16 protein-coding genes are annotated in these 20,414 nt (G+C 72.7%); 7 read left to right on the forward strand and 9 right to left on the reverse strand.

The window, feature by feature from the left end; genetic code table 11:
• Positions 1–244: 244 nt before the first annotated feature.
• Both LNK82_RS03470 and LNK82_RS03475 read left to right on the forward strand, forming a co-directional pair.
• A complete protein-coding gene (locus LNK82_RS03470) occupies positions 245–1,492 on the forward strand; it encodes a GlnX family signal transduction membrane protein (RefSeq protein ID WP_230565445.1) in 1,248 nt (415 codons plus the stop codon).
• Complete coding sequence (locus LNK82_RS03475; RefSeq protein WP_230565446.1) at positions 1,489–2,562, forward strand: transporter substrate-binding domain-containing protein; 1,074 nt, start codon at positions 1,489–1,491, stop codon at positions 2,560–2,562. The genes LNK82_RS03470 and LNK82_RS03475 overlap by 4 nt, the downstream gene beginning before the upstream one ends.
• A 22-nt stretch (positions 2,563–2,584) precedes the next feature.
• Here LNK82_RS03475 and LNK82_RS03480 read toward each other — a convergent pair whose 3' ends face one another.
• The 6 genes from LNK82_RS03480 to LNK82_RS03505 all read right to left on the reverse strand — a co-directional run bounded on the left by LNK82_RS03480 (position 2,585) and on the right by LNK82_RS03505 (position 10,115).
• On the reverse strand, positions 2,585–4,006 hold the full coding sequence (locus LNK82_RS03480) for a vWA domain-containing protein (protein WP_230565447.1): 1,422 nt from the start codon (positions 4,004–4,006) through the stop codon (positions 2,585–2,587).
• Between the two features lie 9 nt (positions 4,007–4,015).
• On the reverse strand, positions 4,016–6,223 hold the full coding sequence (locus tag LNK82_RS03485; RefSeq protein ID WP_230565448.1) for a serine/threonine-protein kinase: 2,208 nt from the start codon (positions 6,221–6,223) through the stop codon (positions 4,016–4,018).
• A complete protein-coding gene (locus LNK82_RS03490; protein WP_268995744.1) occupies positions 6,220–7,725 on the reverse strand; it encodes a S1 family peptidase in 1,506 nt (501 codons plus the stop codon). Before LNK82_RS03490 ends, LNK82_RS03485 begins: the two co-directional genes overlap by 4 nt.
• 64 nt (positions 7,726–7,789) lie before the next feature.
• On the reverse strand, positions 7,790–8,923 hold the full coding sequence (locus LNK82_RS03495; protein WP_230565450.1) for a hypothetical protein: 1,134 nt from the start codon (positions 8,921–8,923) through the stop codon (positions 7,790–7,792).
• Between the two features lie 106 nt (positions 8,924–9,029).
• Positions 9,030–9,662 (reverse strand): class F sortase, encoded by a 633-nt coding sequence (locus LNK82_RS03500; protein ID WP_230565451.1) that lies wholly within the window; start codon positions 9,660–9,662, stop codon positions 9,030–9,032.
• Between the two features lie 48 nt (positions 9,663–9,710).
• A complete protein-coding gene (locus LNK82_RS03505; protein WP_230565452.1) occupies positions 9,711–10,115 on the reverse strand; it encodes an excalibur calcium-binding domain-containing protein in 405 nt (134 codons plus the stop codon).
• Positions 10,116–10,560: 445 nt separating this feature from the next.
• On the opposite strand from LNK82_RS03505, the gene LNK82_RS03510 reads away from it, so the two are divergent.
• From LNK82_RS03510 to LNK82_RS03520, 3 genes are all read left to right on the forward strand, one after another.
• Complete coding sequence (locus LNK82_RS03510) at positions 10,561–12,435, forward strand: hypothetical protein (RefSeq protein WP_230565453.1); 1,875 nt, start codon at positions 10,561–10,563, stop codon at positions 12,433–12,435.
• Positions 12,436–13,011: 576 nt separating this feature from the next.
• Positions 13,012–13,269 carry a hypothetical protein gene (locus LNK82_RS03515; protein ID WP_230565454.1) on the forward strand — a complete coding sequence of 86 codons (258 nt, stop codon included), beginning with the start codon at positions 13,012–13,014 and terminating at the stop codon, positions 13,267–13,269.
• A 159-nt stretch (positions 13,270–13,428) separates the two neighbouring features.
• On the forward strand, positions 13,429–14,835 hold the full coding sequence (locus LNK82_RS03520; protein WP_230565455.1) for a condensation domain-containing protein: 1,407 nt from the start codon (positions 13,429–13,431) through the stop codon (positions 14,833–14,835).
• Here the strand turns inward: LNK82_RS03520 and LNK82_RS03525 are convergent.
• The gene (locus LNK82_RS03525) at positions 14,795–15,979 is read right to left on the reverse strand and encodes a cytochrome P450 (RefSeq protein WP_230565456.1); all 1,185 of its coding nucleotides are present in this window, start codon (positions 15,977–15,979) and stop codon (positions 14,795–14,797) included. The genes LNK82_RS03520 and LNK82_RS03525 overlap by 41 nt on opposite strands.
• A complete protein-coding gene (locus LNK82_RS03530; protein WP_230565457.1) occupies positions 15,976–17,142 on the reverse strand; it encodes a nucleotide disphospho-sugar-binding domain-containing protein in 1,167 nt (388 codons plus the stop codon). Before LNK82_RS03530 ends, LNK82_RS03525 begins: the two co-directional genes overlap by 4 nt.
• 75 nt (positions 17,143–17,217) lie before the next feature.
• On the opposite strand from LNK82_RS03530, the gene LNK82_RS47570 reads away from it, so the two are divergent.
• The gene (locus LNK82_RS47570) at positions 17,218–18,387 is read left to right on the forward strand and encodes a cytochrome P450 (RefSeq protein ID WP_230565458.1); all 1,170 of its coding nucleotides are present in this window, start codon (positions 17,218–17,220) and stop codon (positions 18,385–18,387) included.
• Here the strand turns inward: LNK82_RS47570 and LNK82_RS03540 are convergent.
• The gene (locus tag LNK82_RS03540; RefSeq protein WP_230565459.1) at positions 18,381–19,244 is read right to left on the reverse strand and encodes a TauD/TfdA dioxygenase family protein; all 864 of its coding nucleotides are present in this window, start codon (positions 19,242–19,244) and stop codon (positions 18,381–18,383) included. The genes LNK82_RS47570 and LNK82_RS03540 overlap by 7 nt on opposite strands.
• 75 nt (positions 19,245–19,319) lie before the next feature.
• On the opposite strand from LNK82_RS03540, the gene LNK82_RS03545 reads away from it, so the two are divergent.
• A complete protein-coding gene (locus LNK82_RS03545) occupies positions 19,320–20,333 on the forward strand; it encodes a methyltransferase (RefSeq protein ID WP_230565460.1) in 1,014 nt (337 codons plus the stop codon).
• Positions 20,334–20,414: the final 81 nt, after the last annotated feature.

The following is a 20,414-nucleotide window of genomic DNA, read 5'->3' on the forward strand; positions in this document are numbered from 1 at the left end:
CCCCCCGGGGGGGGCCCCCCCCCCCCCCCCGGCCGCCCCCCCCCCCCCCCCCCCCCCCCCCCCCCCCCCGCGGCCCTGCCCGAACCTCGATCGGACGCGATCACACCACATATTCGGAGGTCACGGCCACCGGCGTGCAGCGCAGGGGATAGGGCCGAACGTGTGCACTTCACCGATTCCGGCGACACCGGACGGCACCGGGTGATTCACTCGGCCCGATCAAGGGCGGAGGTGTCGAACGAGCGTGCGCAAGGAGTTGCGCGCCTATCTCCGGCGCACCGAAGGCAAGCTGACCATGATCGCCGCGCTGACGTCCGCGTCGGCGCTGCTGCTCGGGCTGATCGGCTGGTTGGTCCTGCAGGACAGGCAGGACATGCTGGACGACGCGGTGCAACGGCGCGGCGTGCTCACGTCCGCGGCTCTCGACGTCTACCGCGCGTTCGCGGACGCCGACGCCACTTCACTCGACGCGCTGCTGGTCGACCAGCAGCGCTCGCCGCAGTTGCAGCAGGAGGTGCGCGAGAACGTCTTCGACGCACTCGACGCGTTGCGGGCGGCCGCGGAGCGGGACGGTGGTGGGAGTGCGGCCGAGCGCATCCAGCGCATCACCGACCTGGTGCCGCAGTACGTGCAGCTCGTGGAGAGCGGCTGGAGCGCCGGCCGCGAGGGCCACCCGGTCGCCACCTCCTACCTGAACCAGGCCAGCTTCCTGGCGCGCGGCAAGATCCTCGAAGACGCGGCGGCACTGCACAGCGAGCAGGTCGAGAACCTCACCGAGGCCCAGCAGGACGCCACCGGCCAGTCCTGGCTCGTCTGGCTGCTCGGGTTCGCCGTGCTGGGCGTCCTCCACTGGTCGAACAGGTTCCTCTTCCGGCGCACCAAGCGCCGCTACAACACCGGCCTCATCGTCGCCGCGGTGCTCACCGGCGTCGCGCTCCTGGTCACCTCGATCCCGCTGCTGATCTCCAGTGCCCACGCCGAGGACAGCACCCAGAACCGGGAGAAGGTCGTCGCGCCGCTCGCGAAGGCGCGCAACGTCGGCCGGTCCGCGGACGGCAACGAGGCCCGACTGCTGATCTACCCCTCGGTCGGCGACAAGGAGGCGTTGAGGAAGGACCTCGCCGACATCGCCGGGCTCATCGCGCAGGCGGCGGAATCCGCCACCGACCGCGAGCACATCGACCGGGCGGCCGAGGCGACGCGGAAGTGGACCGACGCGGACTCCAAGCTGGTCAGCACCGACTCCGAGCCGACCTACCCGGAGACCGTCGCGCTCGTGACGCCGCCCGAGCAGGGCAAGTCGACCGCGGAACTGGTGGACGAGCACCTCACCGCGGCGATCTCCGCCTACACCAGCGCCTCCGCCCACTCCACCGCCGAGGCGCGCGCGTGGATCGGCGGACTGGACGTCGTCTTCGCCCTGCTGATGGCGGGAGCGGCCATCGCGGCACTGGCCGGGCTCCGGCCCCGGATCGCGGAGTACTACCGATGAAGCGCTTGCTGCTGGCACTCCTCCTGCTCGCGGGTTGCGCGGCCCAGCCCGTCCAGCCGGTCGAGCGGACGGCCGAACCCGTGCTGCCCAACGGCTACCGCGACCCCGGGCAGCCGGCCTCGCTGCCGCCGGAGTGCACCACTCCGGAGGGCAGGGCGAAGTACGACCCGGCGCGCACGCTCAACCCCGCAGGCGGCCTCGGCGACGGCACGAGCGTGCTCGACGGCGTGACGCTCGCGGAGATCCGCGAGCACGGCCTGGACGTCGGCGTCAGCCAGACCACCCCGCTCCTCAGCCGCCGCGACCAGGTGACGGGGGAGATGGAGGGCTTCGAGATCGACCTCATCAACCGGATCGCGACCGAGCTGTTCGGCCGTCCGCTCCAGCGCAACGACCCGATGCTGCGCCTGGTCACCATGCCCACCGGCAGCAGGCTGCTGGCGCTCGACACCGACAAGAACAACGCCACCAGGGAAGCCGACGAGGCGTTGGAGGAGGTCCCGGTCGTCGACATGGTCGTCGCCGACGTGACGATGACCTGCGACCGCGTCTACAACCACGACGTCGTCTACTCGACGCCCTACCTCACCACGAACGCGGGCCTGCTCACCCGCAAGGGCACCGAGGCGCGCGACTCGCTGGACGGGCTGCGCGGCCGGAAGGTGTGCGCCGCGTCGGCCACCACGAGCATCGTCGACCTGCTGGAGTCGCAGCGGACCACCGGCGTCGAGCCGGTGTCCACACCGGACTCCAGCGAGTGCCTCATGCTGCTGCAACGCGGTCTCGTGGACGCGGTCTACACCGACTTCCCGATCCTGCAAGGGTTGCAGATGCAGGATCCCGGCACCGAGCTGACCGACCTGCCGGGCCAAGGTGGCGGCACCGCGGGCGTCGCGATCAGCGCCAAGCACAAGGACCTGGTCCGGTTCGTCAACGGCGTGATCGCCCGGATGCGCGCGGACGGCTCGTTGCAGGCCTCGCACGAGAAGTGGTTCGGCGAGCACGTGCGGGCCGCGGGGGTCGAACAGGGCCCGGTGCTCCCGCTGCCGCCGATCACCTACGTCGACTAGCCGACGGTCCGGAACCCCCTGGTCATCCGGCCAGTGGTTCGCCGCACGCGCCGCAGAACTTGTACCTGCCTCCCCACCGCTGCGCGCACTTGGGGCAGACGAGGTCCGGGAGGGCCGCCGCGGCGGGGTCGTCGGGGACCCGGACAGGCTCGACCGAGGGGCTCATGCTCGACATCACCGAGCTCATCCCCGTGTACAGCAGCTCTTCGGGCCTGAGCCCCGACCGGACCCGCACGTTCTCGTCGGCAGGGTCGCCGATCACCTCGACCAGCCGCAGCAACCGGCCCAGCACCTTCTCGTTGTCCAGCGAGGTCGCCAGCGCCACCGCACGTCCCCAGTGCCGGGCCGCCGCGTCCAGGTCGTCCACGTCGTGCGCGTCGCAGCCCGCCAGCACCGCCTGGCCCAGCTCGGTCTGCCGCGTCACGTGCGCGACCTTCGGGTCGATCACGCTGGACAGCTTCAGGTCGTTGGTCCACTGCGCCACCACGACAGCCGGGTCGCACGCCCGCTCGAACTCCGTCGACCCCGGCTTGCGCACCTCCAGGTCGACCCGCGCCACCCGCACGTCGTGGTTCAGCCTCGCCCCGGCCGACGACACCGAGAGCCGCAGGAAGTACTCGCGGGTCTCGGCGCCCCACGAGCCCGTCAGGAACGTGGTCTTGCGCTCCTCCAGCGGATCGCCCGCCATCGACGCCTCGGTCGGGAACGTCTGCCGCAGGAAGTCGACCGACGAGCGGATCGTCGTCGTCACCACGAGCCGCGCCTCGGGGATCACCTTCTCCATCGCCGTCCTGGTCATCACCTCGAAGTCGGCGACGAGGTCCTCCGGCTGCCGCACGGCGTCCGCGGTGCCGTGCAACGCCTCGGCGATCCGCAGCAGCTCGCGCTTGTCCCAGTCCGCGCCGACACCGCGCGCGTCACAGGTGAAGACCCGGGAGCACGCCACGAGCTCCTGGTCGAGCTTCGAGTCGCCGGGGTGGTTCTGCCCGTCGGTGAGCATGATGACGTGCCGCACCGCGGTCGGGTGCCCGGACAGCAGGCTCCGCGCCAGCTCCAGCCACTCGCCCATGCGCGTGCCGCCACCGGCCCTCAGCTGCCGCACGGCGTTCTTGGCGGCACGGCGGGTCTTCTCGGTCGCCGCGACCAGCCGCGGCCCGGCCGGGTACACCACGCGGGCGGCCTGCGTCCCCTCGATCACCGCGAACAGCGCCCCGTCGCGCAACGCGTCGATCGCCGCGCTCGTCGCCCGTTGCGCGGACGCCATCTTCTTCTGCGGGTAGGACATCGAGCCGGAGCAGTCGATGGCGATCACCTGCGCCACCTCCGGCGCGGCCGCACCACCGACCACGCCCTGACCGGACACGGTCAGCACCGCGTCCATCTCGCCTTCCTCCGTGGCCAGGTAGGGGTTCTGGCTCACCGACAGCGAAAAACCGGGCTCCATGGCTTCCTCTCAGCGGCTGGTGATCGGCCGGTGGTGGTTCGCGCGGTCGACCAGGGACGAGCGGTCCGCGCGGTTGGTGGCCTGCCGGGCCAGCGCGCGGTACGACTGCTCGACGCCCAGCCGCAACTGGGTGGTGTCGGCGTCCTCGGACAGCGAGACGGCGAGCGCGGCCTCCCGCACCACCGTCTCCAGCCGCACGCGCGACTCGCCCGCGGGCGCGCCGCCGTCGAGGTAGAGCTCGCGCAGCCGGGCGGTGGCGGCGGCGAGGTCGGCGTCGGTCGGCGCGAGGAGCTCGCCGCCGGCTTGGATGCTGCCGCTGAGCACGCGGACCGCCGCGATGCGCGCCGCGTCGAAGTACCGCGACGCCTGCGGCGTCTCGTCCAGCAACGCCACCGCACCACCCCGATCGCCGCGCGCGAGCCGCACCCTGGCCAGCCCGAACACCGCGCTCACCACCGACTGGTCGCGCCGCCACACCGCCTCGTACAGGGCCTCGGCCCGGTCGAGGTCGCCTTCGTGCTCCGCGCAGTACGCCAGCGCGAGCTTGGGCGCGTCCTCACCCGGCAGCCAGGAGTACACGCCGTCGAACGCCTGCCGCGCCGCGCCGATGTCCTCGCTCGCCAGCTCGATCAGGCCCTCGTGCCACCTCACCCGCCAGTCGTTGCCCAGCAGGCCGCGGGCAGGCACCAGACTCTCCCGGGCCGCGGTGAGGTCGTTCGCGGCCAGCGCCGCCCGGCAGCGCACGAGCGCGGTCTCCGGCGAGGTCACGTTGTCGCTGTCCAGCCGCGCGATCAGGCGCCGGGGGTCCTCGGTGTCGGCGGCGGCGAGCACGTCCGCGGCCGGGTCGTCGGCGGTGGCGCGCGGCACCGGCAACCCGACCGCGACGACGTCGGCGGCCGGCCTGCCGTCGGGCAGCGCGGTCTCGGCGAGCAGGTCGACCGCACGCCCGGTCCAGGTGGCCAGGGCCGGCACCGCGCCGAGCCCGGCGTCCAGCAGCGTCGTCGTGTGCACGAACACCGTGGACGGCTCCGGTCGCGGCGTCCGGTCGCGCAACGACGCCACCTCGCGCAGCACACCGCGCAGCTGGTCGGCCATCTCCGCCGCCGAGCCGTAGCGCTGGTCCGGTTCGGGGTGCATGGCCCGTTCGTAGGCGCGCTGGAACGAGCTCAGCCCCACCGCGAGGTCCGTGCGCTCGGGTTCGTCGTGGTCGGCGGTCGCGTAGTCGAGCCTGCGCAGCATCACGCCGAGGGTGTGCAGGTCGGACTGCACGGTCAGGCCGCGTTCGGCGATCTCCCGCTCGTCCACCTGGTAGGGCCGGGTGCCGACGATCTTGCTGCTCCGGTCGCCGATCCTGCGCACCGCGCCGAGGTCGATGAGCTTCACCCGGTTGCCGCGCTCGCCGACCTTGCCGGAGCGGATGATCACGTTGTCGGGCTTGAGGTCGCAGTAGAGGAAACCGCGCTCGTGCAGGTAGTCGAACGCGGCCAGCAGTTGGAGCCCGGCGCTGACGACGTGCTCGGTGCGCAGCGGCTCGCCGAGCGGTACCAAGCCGCGCGCCGACATCTCGGCGACCTCTTCGAGCACCAGCCCGTCCACGTACTCCATCACGATGTACGCGCGGTCCTCGCCGGTGTGCGCGTCCGGGTGGCTGACGAAGTTGTAGATCCGCACCACGTTCGGGTGGTCCAGCAGCGTCAGCGCTTGGCGTTCCTTGGTCGAGATCTCCAGGTCGGCGACGTCGATGAGCCCCTTGAGCACGACCGGGTTGTCGTCCAGGTGCGTGTCCCTGGCCAGGTAGATCCAGCCGAGGCCGCCGCGCGCGAAGCACCCGACCACGCGGTACTGGTCGGCCACCAGCGCACCGGGCTCCAGGCTGGGCAGGAACGAGTACGGCGTGCCGCAGGCCAGGCAGAACCCCGAGTCGCGCTGGGGCAGCGCGCTCCGGTCGGGGCACTGGTCGTTGGGGCACAGGCGGGTGCGCACCGGCACGCGCGGGTCGGTGATGATCCTGCTGGTCGGGTCCTTGAAGTCGAAGACGGGCAACGACATCGGGTCACCGGTGTGCGAGCGGCGGCTGCTCGCCGTGGCGCTCGACGTCCGGCCCGCCGCCCGGACCTGCGCCAGGGCGGAGCTGCCGCGCACCACCGCGGGTTCGCCGCAGTCGACGCAGAACCCGGTCTCGTCAACGATCCCACCGCAGTGGGTGCACGTCGTCATGCCTGATCCCCTCTCCCCAACCGCCGCCGCACCGCTTCCTCGCAGGACTGCACGGCCCGCAGCGCCACCGCGAGGTCGAGGGGTTCGGCTTCCAGCGCCGCGTGCGCCCTGCGGCGGTGCCGGTCGAGCTCGAGGTCCTCGGCGAAACCGGCCGCGGCGGCACGCGCCTGCGCCGACGCGAGCCGCCCGCGCAGCACGGACAGCTCCTCCCGCACGCGCCGCAGCGCCGCGCGCTCGCGCTCGGCCCGCGTGATCGCCCGGTCGAACCGCGGCAGCTTCCCCTCGACCAGCTGCCAGTCCGCCGCGGCGGCGCGGCGCACCGCGCTCAGCCCGAGCCGCAGCTTGGTGGCCGCGGTGTCGGGGTCCTCCCGCATCAGCGCGGTCACCCGCTCGACCAGCCCGTCCAGCCGCGTGAGGACAGCGGCCCGGGCCAGCTCTCGCGCGGCGACCACGTCCGCGGCGTCGCCGTCGCGGAAGCCCAGCACCAGCCGCGCCCCGCTCGCCACCATCGGCCCGCCGATGTCCTGGAGCAGCGACCGGGGGTCGCGCGCCGCGTCGACGCCGTCGATCACGACCGTCATCGGCGGGGTGCCCTCCCGCACGCGCTCGGTGCTGGAACCGCGGCTGACCAGGCCGGCCCGGTCGAGGACCCGGCGCGAGACCTCCTCGGTGGTCAGGCCCTCGACGTTGATCGCGAGGTCGGGTGCGGGCGACTCGCCCACCGCGGAGAACGAGACCGCGTCCTGGAGGTGCTCCAGGTCCTCACCGGCGATGATCAGCACCGCGCCACCGTCCTGCCTGCGCGCGAGCCAGTCCATCAGCTCTCGCACCCTGCCGTTGTAGTGCGCCGGGCGCTTCTTGTACCCGTCGTCGATCCCGTCGTCGCCGAGCACCCAGCGCGACAGCGCGGGCAGGCGCGCCTCCGCCGCCGCGACCGGGATCATCCACGACAGCCCGGCGCCGTCGACGTTGTACTCGCTGACCACGATCCCGAGCACGTGCCCGCTCGCGTCGTCGGCCACCCCGGCGCCGCTGAAGCCGCGCTGCACCCGGTGCCCGCCGCGGCTGTTCATCTGCTGCCACTCGGCGCCCGCCATACCCGAGAGCGTCATGGTCGCCCAGGCGCCGACCTCTTCCAGGCCACGGGGATAGCCCTGGGCGTGCACGGACCTGTTCCAGGTCATGGCGACCTTGCGCAACGTCGCCGGGCGCACGCCCGGCTGCGGCGTCACGAGGCGCAGCAACGCCACGTCGCCGCGTTCGTGCTGCGGTTCGACGTGCTCCACGATGTGAGCGGCGCTCACGGGCATCTCCGGCAGGCCGACCAGCTCGACGGTGAGGTCCTCGGCGGCCAGCGCGACGTGGGCGCACGTCAGCACGTGCTCGCTGTCCAGCAGCACGCCCGCGCCCACCACGCCGCGCCGTCCGCGGCACCGGAGCCGCACCCGCCACTCCTCCGTCCCGTGGGGGAATGGCCCGGCACGTCCCTCACCGGTGATCATTGCCGCACACTAAGCGCGGTTCACCGCCACGATCGCCGTTTGCGTGCTAAAACGCCCGAACGGCCTAGGCGCGTTCGCGGACCACCAGGTAGACCGCGCGCACCGCCAGCGTCCGCTCGATCCGCTCGATCACGGGTGCGAAGAACTGCCTGCGCTGCTCGGCGTCGCTCATCGACGCCACCGCGAAGTACATGCTGCCGAAGGCCGCGAACAACGTGGCGTTGCGCAGCATCGCCGCCGGCACGCCGGGAACCCACTTCGCGGGCTCCGGCGGCGCTCCGATCCACTGCTCGGCGACGGCGGGCGTGACCACGATCAGGCCGAGCGCCACGAAGAACGCGAACAGCGCGAGTCCCACCACCGCCGCCTGCACGAGCTGGCGGATCGCGAGCATCACCAGCAGGTTGCGCGACTGCCGCCCGTTCAGCTTGCGCGGGCGCAGCGGCTCGTCGAACTCCTCCTCGCCCAGGGGCGTGCCCCGGCAGGCCTCCTCCAGCACCTCGGGGCGCAGGTCCTGCTCGACCCGGCCGATCTCGTCCTTGAGCCGCGCCGCCGCCGCGAGGACGGTGATCGCCGCGAACAACGCCACCACCAGGCTCACCCGCTGCCACGGCAGCTCGTTCATCGCCTGCCACAGCTCACCGGTGAAGAACAGGAACAGCGTCACGAACAGCAATGGCGGCAACGCCCGCCCGAGCAGGTGCACGCTGTTGCGCAAGTCGTGCACCGTGTGCCGGATCGCGCCCTTGAGCAGCGCCGCCAACCCGTACGTCACCGAGAACCAGGCCGCGGCGAAGATCGCCGCGAAGAACACCACCAGCTGCACCGGATCGCTGTCCGGCGTGTCGTCGATGGTGTCCTGCAGGATCGGCACGATCACCGGCACCACCGCGTACCCGACGAGGATCGCGATCGTGCGGTTGCGCGTGAACAGCGGCAGCCGCCGCACGAACAACGACAGCACGACCCAGGCCGTGAGGGCGCTGGCGAGGATCACCGTCAGCAGCACCCACCGCCCGTACCCCGCCGCGCCCAGCGGCACGAGCCAGATGAGGCAGGCGATGGCGATGGTGGCCAGCGCCGGCAGCATCCGCGGCAGGACGTGCGTGAAGAACCCGTAGCCCTCGATCATCGTCGGGGCTCCCTGCTGGACGAACCACCGCTCGGTGCGGCGCGCCAGCAGCCGTGCGGCTGTCATGGGCGAGATTCTGCCTCAGCTCCTCGGGCACGGGCCTGCCCACCAGCGCAAAGCCCTACCGGCCCCGTGGAGCGCGCCTCGCGGCGCGGGGGCCTCCGGCGGACCCTCACCCGGGATGCGGGCTTCCCGTCATCTGGGCGTAGACCACGATGTTGTCCCGGTAGCTGCCCGCTTCCCGGTCGAACTGCCCGCCGCAGGTGACGAGCCGCAGTTCGGGGCTCTCGACGTGGCCGTACACCGCTTGGGTGGGGAAGCGGTCTTTCGGGTGCTGCTCGACCCGTCGGACCGTGAACGACACGGCCGAGCCGTCGGCCCGTTCCACGGTCACGTGGTCGCCGGGTGTGAGCTTGCGCAGGCCGTGGAACACCCCCAGCCGGCCCTGCCAGTCGACGTGCGCGGCGAGCAGGGCGGGCCCGCGCTCTCCTGGCGTCGGCGAGTGGGTGTACCAGCCGACGGTTTCGGCGTCGGCCGGGACCTCCATGGTGTGGTCGGCGCGCAGCCCGAGGTCGATGAGTCCGGCGGTGTCGACGCCGATCGCCGGGATGGTCAGCCGGGTCGGGCGGGATGCGCCGAGCACCGCTGCCGGCGGTGTCTGCGGTGTGCTCGGTGCGGGTGCGACGTCCGGTCCGGCCGGTTCGCGTGCCGACGCGGCGAGAGCCGTGTCGACCGCGTGGTCGGTGGCGGCCGGGTGGTCGTTGTCGGTGTACGTCAGAACCGCCAGGGCCACCGCGGCCGCCATCCCCACCATTCGTGATTTCACGCTCCGGCGTGAGCGGTCGCGCATGCTCTAACTGCTCCTGCGCGCACGCCGTGCCGCGGCAGCGGTGGCGGAGACGGCACCGAGCCCGCCCAGCCCGAGGAGGAGTGGCAGGGCGCCCGATTCGTCAGCGGTCGAGTCGTCCAGGGTGGAGCCGTCACCCGTGTCGATCGGGCCGTTGGGCGGCTCGGGAGCCAGGGTCCGACGGGTTGCCGGAATGTGACTGGGCGCCGGGAGCTGTTCGCAAGCGATGCCGTCGTTGTCCGCGTCGAGCCGGTGGTGGTTGGTCGCGGCGGAGTCGAAGAACCGCTGTGCTTCGGCTTGGTTGCTGAAGTCCGCGCAGTCGCGATCGCCCTGTGCGTTCGCGACTCCGACGATGGACAGCGTGGCGCTTGCCGTGAGAACAGCGGCTCCGACAAGCCTGGAAAGCAGCATGTCGCACAGTCCTTCCATGCGGAACGAGGACGCCGGGTCCGGGGCGCTCGGCACTGCTCCTGACGACGCTAATGCCGTCCCTCGCCCGGTTGGAGGGGGCAACGGCGGGTTCACCCGATCCATCAGCGTCATGGCCCTATCAGGAACATGACGCCGCGGTGCGGTAGCCGACAGTGCCCGGCCGGTGTCGCCGATGTGGAGGGGGACACGTCACCGACTGACCCGCTTGAGCGTGACGGCGTAGTCGCGCCCGAGTTCCGCCAGGTCGACGGGAGCACGTCCGTTGATCACCGCCTGCACCCCGGCGTTGTGCGCCGATCGCCGCAACGCCCTGGAGCGAAAGGGACAACCGCGACCGAACGTCGGACGGGCGAGTCGGGTGCGGGGGAGCATTGGCGTTCGGCCTCGCCGCGAGGAACCTCGCAGGCCGAACGAGGGGGGAACCTTGTTACGACGAAGAGCCTTGGCCGCGCTGGCGGGTGCCGCGATAGTGGCATCGGGCCTGGTCACCGCGACCGCGGAGGCGGCACCTCACTCCACGCGGTCGTACCCGGTGCTGGCTTCCTACACCGACTCCGCGAAGCGTCACACCGCGTTCCCGTGGCAGGACCAGGACGCGCCGTTGGGCGCCTCGACGCGTGACGGTCGACTGCACGTCTCGCGGGTCTACTTGACCTTCGACGTCGCGCAGTTCGCCGGGGCCCGGATCCTCGGCGCGAAGCTCTACCTCCAGGAGAGCACGACGGCCGACTGCACCAAACGTGCGATCGAGGTGTGGCAGACCGCGCCGGTCACCCGTGATCCCACGTGGGGGGACGCGCCTAGGCGTGAGCGGTGGTTGGACGACTTCACCGCGACCGGGGTGTGCCTGTCCTACCCGTCGTTCGACGTCGCGGCCGCGGTGCGGGACGCGGCGGCGCGCAACGAGTCCCGGATCACGGTGGAAGTCGCCGTGCCGGCGCCGCTCGAACGCGACACCACCTACGGTCGGACGTTGTACGGGTACTACAAGGCCGCGCTGAGCGTGCAGCACAACCAGGCTCCATCCATTGTGGATCAGCACCGCTACAACTCCGGAAAGACCTGCGCCACCGCGACTCCCCACCCGAAGCTGAGCACCTGGTTCGTGACGCTGGAGGCGCTGCCCGCCGACGACGACCCGGGCGACCAGAGCCTGAGCTCCCTGACCGTCGACTTCGCCCTGTGGCCGCAGGACGACCCGACCGCGCGAACCGAGAGGACCTCGCAGTTCGCGAGCACCACCCGGGTGGGCAGCGCGAGCTTCCCGGGGCTCACCGACGGGAAGACCTACTCCTGGCAGGCACGCGCCGGTGACGGCGCCGACCTGTCCGCCTGGTCGACACCCTGCCACTTCGTCGCCGACGGGGTGAACCCGTCCGCACCCGCGATCACCTCCCCCAACTACCCGCCGTACGACGGTTCCTCGACGGTGCCCGCGGGCGAGGACGGCGTGTTCGTCTTCGACGCCCGCGGTGACGCCGACACGATCGGGTTCGGCTACACGTGGGGCAGCACGATCCCGGTGCACGGGTGCTCCGCCGGGGAATTGGGCCGGCTGATCTGCTCGGACCCGCTGGACGGCGCCCAGGCGATCCGGGCGGACCACCCCGGCGGCACGGCCACGACGACCCTCGTCCCACCCGGCGCCGGCCCGCAGAAGCTGACGGCGTGGTCGATCGACGCCGCGGGCAACCGCTCGGAACCGAGCCGGTACCCCGTGTTCATCCCGGCCACCAGCCCTTCCATCACCCTGGTCGGCGACGAACCCCGGTGGAACCGGGACGTTACCCTGCGGTTCGCGCCGCTGCCCGCCCTGGCCGACCGCACCGTCGGCTTCGTCTACCGGCTCGATTCGGGGGATCAGCAGGTGATCGCGGCCGGCGCGGACGGCACGGCGACGATCACCTTCCGGGCCGACGACCCGAGGGGCCACACCGTCACCGTGAGCAGTCGCAGCGCCGACGGCTGGGTGTCCGGCGCGGAGACCTGGACCCACTACTTCTTCCCGGGGCCGGAGGTTCACTCCGACGTGTACACCGACAGCGGCGAACCGACCGGGGGTGTGGGCGTGCCGGGCACGTTCACGTTCAGCCCACCGCCGGGCTGGACTCAGGTCTCGGCCTACAGCTACTCCGTCGACTGGGGTGAGTACGTCGACGTCCCGGCCGGCCCGGACGGCGTCGCGACGATCACGCTGACGCCGAGCACCAGCGGCTACCACGACCTCGACGTGTACGCGATCAACGCCGACGGGGGATACGGCGAGTACAGCAACCTCTTCTCGTTCAACGTCGCATGACCGCGGTGGGGGGGGGGGGGGGGGGGGGCGGGGGGGGCGCCCCCCCCCCCGCCGCCCCGGCCGCGCGGGCGGGGGGCCCCCCCCCCCCCACCGCGGGGGACACCGGTGATTTCGCGTCTGACGGTGCCGACGAACCGCTCCGGCGCCAGTCGGCTCGCGGGCACCGTGGCGGGATTCTCGCGATCTCGACGCCCGCGTCGGAGAAGAACGATGCGGTGAACTGGCCGGCCCGGACGAGGTCGGCAACCTCACGGACCTGCGGAACAGGGTGGAGCTCAAGCTGGCGGAACAGCCCGGCGTGGGCGGTGGTCCACTGTTCGAACGTGCGGGCCGGTCGGCCGGTGGCGAGAACGCCCGGACGTACTCGCTCGGCGTGGTGGCGGTCATTCGCTCCCTGGCCTCGTCGTCGCCGAACGCGTGGAAGCGCAGGTCACGGCCGAGCACCCGGCCCAGGACCCTCGGGCAGGAGCGCCTCGGGCCCGCTCAACGAGCAGGCACGGCCCGCGTGGCCCGGCTCCGGCAGCGCTCACCACGTCGCCCTCGCGCAGCCGGGGCAGCCGGCGCAAGGCGTTGGACATGAACGCGGCCGGCCGCAGGAACGTCCAGCCCACACCGGACTCCCGCACCGCCGCCTCCGACTCGACCATGCAGCACCACCCGCTCGACGGGTCCGCGCACCAGCGCGCGCACGGGCGCGCCGGTCCGCCCCAGCGCCTGGACGGCCTCGCCGCCGACGTTGCCGGTGGCTCCGGTGACGAGGATCATCGCAGCGTCCTTCCGAAGTGGGCGGCGGCGGTGTCGGCCGACAGCGTCACCTGGTGCTCCTGGTCGTAGAAGTCGAACTGCGTCGAACGGTTGCTTGACGGCCAGGACCCGGTGGCCAAAGAATCTCCCTCCACCGGACGGGGAGGGGCGCGTGGACCATGACCGCTGACATCCGCGGCTTCCTGCCGGAGTCGCCCACCGAGGCCGGCGTGATCCTCGGGCGCGCCGATGCGTGAGCGCCGCGTCACCGTCCCGTTCTCCGGACCCGGCGCGGGCACCGCGCCGCTGACGTGGGGCCAGAAGGCGATCATGCGCGACATGCGCGCGACCGGTTGGCCGCACAACAACAGCGGCGCGCACCCGCTGCCCGAGGGCGTGACCGTCGCCGAGCTCGCGGCCCGGCTGGGCGGGATGATGAGCCGCCACCCCGCGCTGCGGTTGAGGCTCGGCGTCGGCGACGACGGCGAGCCGTGCCAGGTGGTCGTGGCCTCCGGCGAGATCGACGTCGAGGTGACCGCCTTCGACGACGCCGCGGATCCCGCCGAGGTCCGGGCGCACAGCCACAAGATCTGGTTCGAGTGGATGATGACGCCGTTCGACGGCCACACCCCGTGGCTGGTCCGGCTGGCGGTGCTGGAGCACCGCGGCCGGGCGGCGCACCTGGTGTTCGCGGTCAACCACCTCGTCGCCGACGGCACGGGCACGCTGCTGCTGATGACCGGCCTGGGCATCGGCGAGCTGGCCGACCGCCGGCTCGACCCCGACGCGGTCACGGGGCTGGACCTCGCGCGCCGCGAGCAGACCCCCGAGGCGCGGCGCACCAGCGACGGTGCGATGCGCTACTGGGAGGAGCGGCTCCGGGACCTGCCACCCGCGACCTTCGGGGAGCCGAAGTACCCGGAGGGGCGGCTCGGGCACCGCTACTGGCACGGCCGGTTCAACTCGCCCGCCGCCCACCTGGCGGTGCTGGCCATCGCCCGCCGCACCCGGACCGACACCGCGCGGGTTCTCCTGGCCGTGCTCGCCATCGCGATCGGCCGCGCCACCGGCGTCGATCCGCTCACCACCAACGTCATCGTCAGCAACCGGTTCCGGCCCGGCTTCGCCGACGTGATCGGCACGCTGAGCCAGAACTCGGTGGTGACGCTGGACCTGGGCGGCACGGTGGACGAGGTGGTGGCCCGGACCCGGCACGCGGCGACGGCCGCGTGGATGCGCGCCTACTACGACCCCGACGAGCTCGACCGCCTCGTCGCCCGCCTCGACGCCGAACGCGGCCACCCGGCCGCGGTCACCTGCCGCATCAGCGACCTGAGGTTCAGCACCCGCCCGGACGCCGAGGAGCTGCTGACCGACGGCGACCCGATCACCGAGGAGCGGGTGCGGGCCGAGCTGCCCCGGACGTTCCTGTCCTGGGACGGCCACCTCGACGCGATGCCCGACCAGCTGTTCATCAGCGTCGAGGACCGCCCCGGCACGATCCACCTCCAGATGGTGTTCGACATGGCCGTGCTGACCACCGACCAGGTGGAGACGATGCTCCACGCGGTGGAGGAGGTGGCGCTGGCCGCCGCGTTCGACCCGACGGCACCCGCTATCGGTCCCACGTCACCGGCAGCTCCTGGAAGCTCCTGACCACCAGGCCCGGCTTGAGGCGCAGCTCCGACTCCGGCACGGCCAGGCGGAGGTTCGGCAGTCGGCGCAGCAGGCCGCCCAGCGCTTCCTGGAGTTCCATGCGGGCCAGGGAAGCGCCGATGCAGTGGTGCGGGCCGGCCCCGTACCCGATGTGGGGGTTGGGCGAGCGGGTCAGGTCGAGCCGGTCGGCGTCCGGGAACACCGACTCGTCGCGGTTGGCCGACACCACGGCCGGCAGCACGACCGAGCCCGCCGGCACCGGGACGCCGCCCAGGTCGACGTCTTCGAGCGTGACCCGGGGCATCAGGATGCCGCTCTCGCCGAGCTGGATGTAGCGGGTCAGCTCCTCCACGGCCACCGCGACGGCGTGCGGGTCGTCGGCGCGCAGGGCGGCGAGCTGGTCGAGGTGGCTCGACAGGACGGTGACGAACAGGTTGATCTGGTTGGTGGTCGACTCGTGGCCGCCGGCGAGCAGCCCGGCGGTGACGGAGACGAGTTCCCGCTCGGACAGCGAGTCCTCCCGGTCCCACGCGGCGACCAGGGCGCTCATCAGGTCGTCGCCGGGGTTCGCGCGCCGCTTCTCGATCAGCTCCCCGAACGCGGCCAGCGCGGCGCGCGGCGGGCCCGGGTCGGCCCGCCAGTCGCCGACGAGCGCGTCCGACCACTCCTTGACCCGGTCCTGGTCCTCGTCGGCCACGCCGAACAGCCCGCTGATCACGGCGATGGGCAGCGGAGCGGACACGTGCGCGCTCAGGTCCGAGCCGGGACCTGCCTCCTCGAGGCGGTCGATCATGCCGGCCACGAGCCCGGCCACCGTCGCGCGCATGTCCTCGACGCGGCGCGCGGTGAACGCGCTGCCGACCACGCCGCGGACCTTGGTGTGCAAAGGCGGGTCCATGCCCAGCAGCGAGTCGTCGGCCAGCGACCCCAGCTCCCACTCCGGACCCTTCGGCCCGGTGGCCGCGGCGCGGCTGAACCTCGGGTCGCTGAAGACCTTGCGGACGTCCGCGTGCCGGGTCGCGAGGTAGGCGACGGCTCCGTCGGGCAGTTCCACCCGCGGCACCGGGTCCTCGGCGCGCAGGCGCGCGTACTCCGGCGACGGGTGGTGCAGCGACGGCGCGGGCGGGAGCGGGAAGCGGATCACGGGCGGCCTCCTTCGGCGTAGGCGACGAGCTGGTCGACCACTTGGGCGGGGGTGGGCATGGCGTGGATGCGGTCGCGCAGCAGTTCGGCGGCCTCGCGCCACGGCCCCCCGTCCATCAGCGCGGCGACGCTGTCGCGGACGGACACGACGTCCGGCTCCTCCAGCACCAGGCCCGCGCCGGACAGCAGCAGGCGTTCGGCGTTGAAGTGCTCGTCGCCGACCTGCGGCAGGATCAGCTGCGGTACACCGTGAACGAGCGCGGTCATCATCGTGCCCGCACCGCCGTGCTGGACGAACGCCGCGCTGCCCGGCAGCGCCAGGCGCAGCGCGAGGGGCGCCTCGGCCACCCGCACGGTGTCGGGCAATGGCGGCAGCGCGTCGCGGTGGGCCTTGGCCACGGCGACGACCACGTCCGCGCCCAGGTCCGCCACGGCGCGGATGACGTCCGCGAGATCGGCCCGCTCGGACAGCCCCGGCCCGGCGACCGTGCCGCCGGTGACGCACACGCGCGGACGGCTCGGCGGTTCGTGCAGCCACGGCGGGAGGACGTGGGTGCCGTTGTACGGCAGGTAGCGCATCGGCAGGCTCGGCACGGGCAGCGGCACTTGGAGCGGCGCGGGCACGGGGTCGACCATCAGGCCGCCCGCCACGCGCACGTCCGACGGCGTGATCCCGAAGCGACGTGCCAGCGGGCCGAAGACGCCGTCGTGGTCCCACGCCAGCGTGGAGCCGTGGTCGGGTCCCCACAGGACCTGCGCGCCGGGCACGTCCAGCACCGCCGCCGCCACGGCCGCGGCGAGGTTGAACGGCTCCCACAGGACCAGGTCCGGCCGGAAGGACCGTCCGAACGCGACCAGGTCGTCCACCCAGGCGTCGGCCATGTGGACCACACCGCCGTCCGGGGTGATCGCCGGACCGTCCGGATCGGGCGTGCCGTCACCGGTGCTGCCACCGACCTTGCCGATCCGGTCGGTGAACACGGCCTCGAAGTCCAGGTGCGGTCCCAGCGGCACGGCGACCAGGCCGGCCTCGTCCACGACCGGCGCGAGCCCCGGCTGGGTGGCCACCAGCACCTCGTGCCCGGCGGCCTGCAGCGCCCACGCCACCGGCACCAGGCAGTAGAAGTGCGAACGCCAGCCCCACGTCGAGATCAGAATGCGCACCCGGCATGGTAACCCGCGCGGAGGTCGTGCGGAATCCGTTGACGCAGAGGGGTTTCGGGCGCAGTGTTGTCCGCCGTGGCCGTCGAACCCGAACCGCGCCGGTACCCCTTCGAGCCGTTCACCGGCGAGCTGTCGCCGGAACTCCTCGGCATGATCGAGACCGACCCGGTGAGCCGGGTGCTGCTGCCCGACGGGGAGCCCGCCTGGCTCGTGCTGGACTACGCCGGGTGCGTCAAGGTGCTGGCCGACCCCCGGTTCAGCCGGGTCCTGCACCGGCCGCCGCCGGACCACCCGCCGCTGCGCGACCTCAACCAGGACGGCGCGGCGCACGCGGCGGTGCGCCGGGTGGGCAGCCGCGCGTTCGGCGGTCGCCGCATGGCGCACTACCGGCCGCGCGTGCAGGCCCTGGTGGACGAGCTGGTGGACGCGATGATCGGCGGCCCGCGGCCCGCCGACCTGGTCAGCGGCCTCGTCGCGCCCTTGCCGCTGCTGGTGATCTGCGAGGTGATCGGTGTCCCGGCCGCCGACCGCGAGCAGTTCTACGGCTGGCTGGCGGGCCTGAACTCGGTGGTGGACTACAACTCCGTGGAGGCCGCGAAGTCGCTGTGGGTCTACCTGGCGGGGCAGTTGGCCGCCAAGCGGGTCGAGCCCGGCGACGACCTGTTGTCGGTCTGGCTGGAGGGCGGCGACGACCACGGCCTGTCCGACGAGGAGATCATCGTGCTGGCCATGGGGTTGCTGCGCGGCGGCCTGGAGGTCGGCTCGACGGCCGCGGGCGTGCGGGTGCTGTTCCAGCACCCGGAGCAGCTGGCTGAGCTGGTGCGGTCACCGGAGAAGGTCCCCGCCGCGGTGGAGGAGATCCTGCGGTACACCGCAGTCAGCAGCATGTTCCGCGTGCAGGTCGTCACCGAGGACGTGACCGTCGGCGACGTCGCGATGAGCGCCGGGGACCGCGTCATGGCCGTCCCGTGGGTGGCCAACCGCGATCCCCGGGTCTTCAGCGACCCCAACGTGTTCGACATCGAGAGGGTGACCCGCACGGCGCACCTGGCGTTCGGCTACGGGCCGCACTTCTGCCTGGGCACGGCGCTGGCCCGGATGGAGGTGGAGCTGTCCATCGCGACGCTGCTGCGCCGCCTGCCGGGGCTCGCGCCCGCGATCGGGGTCGACGAGCTGCCGTGGCGGCACGACCGGATCAACGGGGGCATCGAGGAGTTCCCGGTGGTGTGGCGGGAGGATCAGTAGTCCTCCACCGCGTTGACCCGGTCGGGCCAGTACCGCTCGCCGGGCGCGGGCTGGTAGTGCTCCCAGCGCGGCGGGTTGCCCGTGGGCACGTCGCCCAACACCGTGATGCGCTGGCCACGGCGGCGTTCGCGGTAGTCGTTGACGGCGTAGTGCTGCGTCACCCGGTTGTCCCACATGGCCACGTCGCCGGGCTGCCAGCGGAAGCGGCAGGTGAACTGCGGACCCTCGGAGAACCGGAACAGGTACTCCAGCAGGGCGTCGCTCTCGTTGCGCGACAACTGGGGGATGTGCGAGGTGAAGAGGCGGTTGACGTAGAGCGAGCGGCGGCCGGTCTCCGGGTGCACGCGCACCACCGGGTGCTCGGCGCGGCTGGAGAACTCGGTGCCCACGCGGATGGTGTGGATGGCGGTCAGGCCGTCCACGAGGTCGCGCAGCGGGGCCGACAGCGACTCGTACACCAGGCACTGGTTGGTCCACATGGTGTCGCCGCCGTTGGGCGGCAGGTCGATCAGGTGCAGCACCGACGCGATCGGCGGACTGTCGTGGAAGGTCATGTCCGTGTGCCACACGTCGACCTTCGCGCCGTCCTCCGAGTCGATGACGACGATCTCCGGGTGGCTCTCCAGCCTCGGCAGGTACGGGTGCAGCTCCACCTCCCCGAAGCGCCGCCCGAAGTCGATGTGCGCCTCCGGCGTCAGGTCCTGCTGACCGCGCAGGAACACCACCTGGTGGCGCAGCAGGCGATCGCGGATCAGGTCGAACTCCTCGTCGGTCAACGTGTTCAGGTCGATGCCGCTGATCTCCGCGCCGAGGGCGCCGGACACCAGGCGGATTTCCGGGGCGGTCACACTCGTCATCGGGCCATTCTGTGCCACGCGGCGGCATTGGTCCACGGGTTGACTGCGGTGGTGCGGGTGACGGACCCTGCGCCGATGGCGCCCGAGAACGCAGGGGAGCGCTTGGACGCGCTCACCGACCTGGTCACCCCGATGGCCGTGCGCACGGCGGTCACGCTCCGCGTGCCCGACCTGATCGCCGACGGCACCACCGACCTGACCGCGCTGGCGGAGCGCTGCGGCGCCGACCGCGACGCGCTGGGCCGGTTGTTGCGCCACCTGGCCCACCGCGAGGTGTTCGCGGAGGTCTCCCCGGACGTGTTCGCGTTGACCGGATTGGGCGAACTGCTCCGCGACCGCGGCGACACCGGCCACGGCACGAGGTTCGACCTGGACGGCTTCCCGGCGCGGATGGACCTGGCCGCGCTGGGCCTGCCGCACGCGGTGCGCACGGGCGGACCGGGCTACGCGTCGGTGCACGGCCGCGACTTCTGGTCCGACCTGGACGCGACCCCGGAGTACCGCGCGCACTTCGACCGGCTGATGGCGGGCCTGCAGGCGTCGACCGCGCCGCAGGTGGCGAAGCTCTACCCGTGGCCCGAGGTGGGGCTGGTGGCCGACGTCGGCGGCGGGTCGGGCGCGCTGCTGGCCGAGCTGCTGACCGCGCACGGGCACCTGCGCGGGATGCTGGTGGACCGGGCCGAACCGGTGGCCACGGCGGCGGCGCGGTTCGCCGAGAGCGGCCTGGGCGATCGGGTCGGGACGGTCGAGGGCGACTTCTTCCAGCCGCTGCCCGCGGGCGCGGACGTCTACGTCGTCTCGCGCGTGCTGACCGATTGGAACGACGCTGCCGCCGCGACGATCCTGCGCCGTTGCGCCGAAGCGGCCGGTCCGGACGGACGAGTGCTCGTGGTCGAGGTGCTGCCCACCGAGCCGCACGTGCCGCACCTGTCGCCGTTCGACCTCCGGATGCTCGTGGAGGTGGGCGGCCGGGAGCGCGACCGCGCGGCGCACGACGCGCTCGCCGCGTCGGTCGGGCTGGCTCCGACGCGGACGTTCGATGGCTCGGATGGCTTGGCGCTCATGGAGTTCCGGGCGGCGTTGCGCTGATCGCCGTCTTGCCGCGGGATTCCCCGCGCCTTACCGTCACGCTGAGCGCCAAACCTGTCGCCTGTCGAAGGGCGGACGCGC

The organism is Saccharothrix luteola, from assembly GCF_020859565.1.
GTDB lineage: Bacteria > Actinomycetota > Actinomycetes > Mycobacteriales > Pseudonocardiaceae > Actinosynnema > Actinosynnema luteola.